This window comes from uncultured Chryseobacterium sp. (assembly GCF_913776365.1).
Lineage (GTDB): Bacteria > Bacteroidota > Bacteroidia > Flavobacteriales > Weeksellaceae > Chryseobacterium.
In genome coordinates this window covers 1-5,681 of sequence record NZ_CAJYMO010000184.1, presented here as the reverse complement: position 1 = coordinate 5,681, position 5,681 = coordinate 1, and the positions used below count along the sequence as shown (strand labels likewise).

The 5,681-nt window shown below is 44.8% G+C and carries 5 protein-coding genes and 1 pseudogene; 3 read left to right on the top strand and 3 right to left on the bottom strand.

Features of this window, described 5'->3' with window-relative positions:
- A pseudogene (locus QZ735_RS09435) lies at window positions 1–359 on the bottom strand (insulinase family protein); the annotation flags it as partial.
- A 47-nt stretch (window positions 360–406) separates the two neighbouring features.
- Window positions 407–1,720, bottom strand: a complete 1,314-nt coding sequence (locus QZ735_RS09430) for a pitrilysin family protein (RefSeq protein ID WP_294247347.1) — start codon at window positions 1,718–1,720, stop codon at window positions 407–409.
- Between the two features lie 176 nt (window positions 1,721–1,896).
- On the opposite strand from QZ735_RS09430, the gene QZ735_RS09425 reads away from it, so the two are divergent.
- Together QZ735_RS09425 and QZ735_RS09420 are read left to right on the top strand one after the other, a co-directional pair.
- On the top strand, window positions 1,897–3,753 hold the full coding sequence (locus tag QZ735_RS09425) for a PAS domain-containing protein (RefSeq protein WP_294247343.1): 1,857 nt from the start codon (window positions 1,897–1,899) through the stop codon (window positions 3,751–3,753).
- Window positions 3,754–3,764: 11 nt separating this feature from the next.
- Window positions 3,765–4,133, top strand: a complete 369-nt coding sequence (locus QZ735_RS09420) for a response regulator transcription factor (protein ID WP_294247341.1) — start codon at window positions 3,765–3,767, stop codon at window positions 4,131–4,133.
- Window positions 4,134–4,227: 94 nt separating this feature from the next.
- Here QZ735_RS09420 and QZ735_RS09415 read toward each other — a convergent pair whose 3' ends face one another.
- On the bottom strand, window positions 4,228–4,695 hold the full coding sequence (locus QZ735_RS09415; RefSeq protein WP_294247340.1) for a hypothetical protein: 468 nt from the start codon (window positions 4,693–4,695) through the stop codon (window positions 4,228–4,230).
- A gap of 285 nt (window positions 4,696–4,980) precedes the next feature.
- Here QZ735_RS09415 and QZ735_RS09410 point away from each other — a divergent pair.
- On the top strand, window positions 4,981–5,681 hold a 701-nt coding region (locus tag QZ735_RS09410), incomplete at its 3' end, for an ATP-dependent helicase (protein ID WP_294247337.1).

The window sequence follows — 5,681 nt, the reverse complement described above, 5'->3', positions numbered from 1 at the left end:
TTCCGATCTGAGAAATTCAGGTTGGCTCCCAGGTAATCTACTTTTTTATTAAAGGCATCTTTGCTCATGTTGGTGGTTCCGTTCTCGAACTGTTCCGCCATGATTTCACTGACTCCTACTACATTGCCTTCATAATAGGGCGGACGGTCCATGGAGAGGCTGGCGCTTACCCTGGGCAGTTTGTTGTTTTCCACCACCATTACCGTAAGCCCGTTGCTCAGCTGGAATGTCTTGGGTTGGGCAATGTTTATGGCAGGCGTAGGGCCCGGCTTCGGCATTGCATTAAGATCTATTTTCTGTGCTGACACCATTCCTGCGAAAAGAAAGGCAGCAGCTATATATGTGAATTGTTTTTTCATTTGTAAAAATTTAATTTCTGATCAATCTACCTAAAAATCTCCGCTGATTACTTTTTTTCAGGAACATAATTGATGATGATCCGCTGGTTAGGATTAAGATATTTTTTAGCTGCATTCTGAAGATCCTGGCGGGTAATTGAACGGTAGATGTCAATTTCCTTATTGATCAGGTTGGTGTCTCCCATCAGTACGTGGTTGGTGGCCAGTGAGGCAGCAATTCCCTGGATGCTGGAGTTGGCATTTACAAACTGGTTTTCATACTGGTTCTGAAGTTTCTGGTAATCTTCTTCGGAAATCGGCGTGCTCTGAAGCTTTTTGATTTCAGCATCGATGTCCGCCTGAAGTGTTGCTTTGGTAGTTTGTCCCATAGGGATGGCGAAGAAAGCAAAGATTCCGTAATCCTCAAGACCCTGGTTGAAAGCCGCTACCTGAAGGGCCTTTTTATCCTGGTCCACTAATTTTTTATACAGCACAGAAGATTTCCCGTTGCTTAGATAAGAAGAGAGCATATCCAGTGTGTAGGCATCTTTTTCCTTGTTTCCAGGGGTTCTGTAAGCAAATACGTAAGCCGGAAGCTGGATGTTCGGATCGGTGGCGGTTACCTCTTTTTCCTGGGTGATCGGCAGGTCTTTAGGGAAATTCTTTGGATAAACCGTTCCTTTCGCAATGCCTCCGTAATACTCCTGGATCCATTTTTTGGTCTGTTCAGGCTTGATGTCTCCTGCCACCACCAGAGTGGCATTATTCGGTACGTAGAATTTCTTGTAGAACGCCTGGAACTCATCCAGCTTTGCGGCATTCAGGTCTTCCATGGATCCGATGGTAGGCCAGTTGTACGGGTGGTTGGTAAACAGGTTTTTCTGAATGGTGGTGAAAAGGTTTCCGTACGGCTGGTTATCCATTCTTAATCTTTTCTCCTCTTTTACTACTTCTCTCTGGGTATCCACACCAATCTGGTTGATTACTGCATGACGCATCCTTTCGGCTTCCATCCAAAGTCCCAGCTGTTCGTTGTTGGACGGGAAGGTTTCATAATAATACGTCCTGTCATTTGTGGTGTTGGCATTATTCTGTCCGCCGTTTGAAGAAACGATTTTAAACCAGTCGCCCCTTTTGATATTCGGGGTTCCTTCAAATAAAAGATGCTCGAAGAAATGGGCAAAGCCGGTTCTGCCTTTTACTTCATCTTTGGCTCCTACATGGTACATTACCCCTGTGGTTACCACCGGTGCAGAGTTGTCCTGATGAAGAATAACATGAAGGCCGTTCGGCAGGTCATATTCTTCAAATTTAATTTGCTGTGCATTCAGTGCCATCCCGAAGAAAGCCGCTGCAGCCACAGAAAGAAGTCGCTTTTTCATATAGTAGAAATTGTTTTGTCTATGAGTTCCAAAAATACACTAATTGTTACAATCTTTCAAGATAATTTTTTTGCCGCCAAAATTTGTATCTTTAAACAAAAATCAGCCTGGTGCGGCAGGCTGTTACTGCATTTTTTCCGGTGCGCAGCATTTTTATAAACATTAAAAAATAAAGGATGAAAAGCTTCTTACAGCAAAATGTTTCCCAGGATTCTCTGATCACCCTCTTCAGCCAGGCTCCCGTGGCCATGTCTCTTTTAATGGGCGAGAACTTTATCATTCAGAATGCCAATTCACAGATCCTTGAGCTCTGGGGGAGAGATAGTTCCGTGATCGGCAGGCCTCTTTTTGAGGTGCTTCCTGAAATCCTGTCCCAGGGATTCAGGGAAATCCTGGATACGGTGTATCGCAACGGGGAAACCTTCAATGGTGATAAATGGCCTGTCCTCCTGGAAAAATACGGAAAGTCAGAAGAGCATTTCTTTAATTTTATCTTTGCTCCCGTCTATAACGATCAGGAGGAAATCACAGGCGTCAGTGTTGTCGCTACGGAAGTGACGGATCAGGTGATCTCGGAACATAAGCTGAAGGAAAGCGAGTACTGTTACGAAGACCTGATTAAAAATTCAGATTATTGTATTGCTATTTACCAGACGCAGGATCTTTATATTGAATTTGCCAATGACCAGATGCTCAGCACATGGGGGAAAGACCGTTCCGTGATCGGAATGAAACTGGAGGATGCGCTTCCCGAACTCGAAGGCCAGCCCTTTATCGGCCTTCTTCAGGACATCTTCAGAACCGGCGAAACCTACTCGGCAAAAGAAGACCGGGCAGACCTGGTGGTAGACGGCAGGCTTCAGACCTTTTATTATAATTTCTCCTACAAACCCCTGAAAAACAAAAAAGGTGAGGTGTATGCTATCCTTAACAGGGCGGTAGATGTTACGGACCTTGTCCTGGCAAGGGAAAAAATACAGGAAAGTGAAAAAAAATTACGGGATCTGGCCGATTCCATGCCGCAGTTCGTCTGGACCTGCAATCCGGAAGGGCAGATTACCTATATGAATGACAGCTGGTACAAATATACCGGATCTTCGGAAGAGGAAGACCAGACGACACTGGTAAAGAAAATGATACGTCCGGAAACCAAGGGGAAAGTAGAGGAGGTGTGGGAAGAATGCATAAGGACCAACCGTCCTTTTGTGATGGAGTATGAGCTGGAGGATCCGGGGAACCAGGGCAGTTACCGGTGGTTCCTGGGCAGGGCGGTACCGAATTTCGGGGAAAACGGGGAGATAAAACAATGGACGGGAACGTTTACCGATATCGATGAATTCAAGCAGCTCGAAACCCAGAAGGACAATTTCCTCGGTATTGCCAGCCATGAGCTGAAAACCCCGCTTACCAGCCTAAAGCTGTACACCCAGTTCATCAAAATGAATCTCGACACATCCGGCGACCATAAAAATGCGGAAGTCGTTAAAAGAATGGATTACCAGATCGACCGTCTTACGGAACTCATCAATGAACTGCTGGACGTTACCAAAATACAGAAGGGACAAATGCAGTTCAACGAATCGTATTTTGATTTTGATCAGCTCGTGGATGAAGTGATTGAAGAACAGCAGATGACTTCCAGGCATAAACTGGTGGTATCCAGATCTGCAATTGGGGAAGTCTTTGCAGACCGCCACAGGATTTCGCAGGTAATGGCCAATCTGGTGAGCAATGCCATCAAATATTCTCCGGATGCGGACGAGGTGCATATCTCGACGGCTTTGGAAAACGGTAATTATGCCCGCTTCCAGGTCAGGGATTTCGGCATTGGTATCCCCGCCGATAAACAGTCCAAAGTCTTCGATCAGTATTACCGCATCAGTGAATCCAGGGCCCACACTTTCCCGGGCCTCGGTCTCGGTCTCTATATTTCGGCAGAAATTATCAAAAGAGCCGGCGGAAGCATTTCTGTGTCCTCAATAGAAGGAGAAGGGTCCGATTTTTGCTTCAGCATCCCAAAGAATAAAAATTAAAGAATTGTACCATGTCTAGTGCTGCAAAAATAATGGTGGTTGATGATAGCCCTGCAATCGTTGATTCCATTGAAATGATGCTTGATTTTGAAGGATTTGAAGTTGATAAATTTTATAAGGGTTCGGAGATGTACAGCGCGCTCGATCCGGACAGCAAACCCGATGTGATCTTAATGGATATGTGGCTCTCCGGTGAAGACGGAAGGGATTTCTGCAAACTGATCAAGACAAATGACCGGTTGAAAGATATTCCTGTTCTCATCATGTCTGCCAGCCGCGGACTGGAGCAGTCGGCACTCGACGCAGGTGCCGATGAATTTATTGCCAAACCTTTCGATCTCGGAAATATGGTAGACCGGATCCGGTTCTACATCAAATAAAAACAGGAACAGCCGGCAGATCTGCCGGCTGTTTTTATTACAGTATCAATAGTAAAATATTTAAATCGGATATAATTCTCAGGATCTGAGGAGATTACTTCACCAGCATCCATATTGCAACCCCGATGCCGGCATACACCGTAACGGTAATGATATCGGCAATAGGCTGCGAAAATCGTTTCTCCGCAATCTTTTCGGTATTGATCTGGTTCTTATGGAATTTCAGGATTTTCTTAGGATTGCCGGCTGCATGTGCCACCAGGCTGTCGCTTTCCCATTTGTCGGCAATAATTTTATAGTTCCTGCCGTCAACGTTGATCCTGTAATTTTTATTGGGTGCAATTCTTTCCTGAACATTTACCGGAGCTTGAGGTAAATTCATATCTTTGGAGCCGGCACCCTGGTTTTTAATCTGCATAGGAGCATTATCCGCAACGGGTGCATTTCCTTTTCTCTGCTGTTGCCTGGGATCAGTGGAGGGATCCGGCTGTTTTTTTACCTGATAGGTGTAGCAGCTTACCAAAGAAAACGAAAGGAGGATAAAATAAATATTCTTTTGCATAAGCCAAATGTAAGAATTTAATGGAATATGCGGTATTTTTCTTTTAAAATATCATTCCTGATACATAAACTTAATGGTGTTTGACATGATAACAACCAGTCAGGAACCCGTTTCAGCTGTTAAATGGTAAGCGACAAGCCTCTTTACCAATACCTGCCGGAATTCTGATCTCCGGCAGGATCACGAAATTGAAAAACGGAATATCATTAATCGTTAGATGTTTATGGATCATAATTTGAATTCTCCTTATAATACACTAATTTTGCATTCCTAATTTTTTGCAGCATGGAGGATTATCTGAAAGGACTTAATGAATCACAATTTGAAGCCGTTACCACTCTGAACGGACCCCTGATGGTCCTGGCAGGAGCGGGTTCCGGAAAGACCCGTGTGCTTACCATGCGGATTGCCCATCTTATCACTAACGGGGTAGACCCTTTCAATATCCTGGCCCTTACCTTTACCAATAAGGCGGCAAAGGAAATGAAAGAACGTATTGCCAAGGTGGTAGGACAGAGCAATGCCAGAAGCCTCTGGATGGGGACGTTTCACTCCGTATTCGCGCGGATTCTCAGAAATGAGGCCCATTATCTGGGTTATCCGTCCAATTTTACCATTTACGATCAGCAGGATGCCCTCAATGTCATCAGGAAAGTACTGAAAGACATGAACATTGATGCCGATCTTTATAAACCTAAAAAAGTACAGTCGAGGATTTCCACTTATAAGAACAACCTCATCACCGTAAAAGCCTATTACAACAACCCTGAGCTGATGGAGGCTGACGAAAAAGCCAATATGAAATTCATTGGCCAGATTTACCAGCGGTATGTAGAACAGTGCTATAAAAACGGATCGATGGACTTTGATGACCTGCTGCTGAAAACAAACGAGCTGCTCACCCGGTTCCCGGAAGTACTGGCCAAGTACCAGGACCGCTTCCGTTATATCCTGGTAGACGAGTACCAGGATACCAACCATTCCCA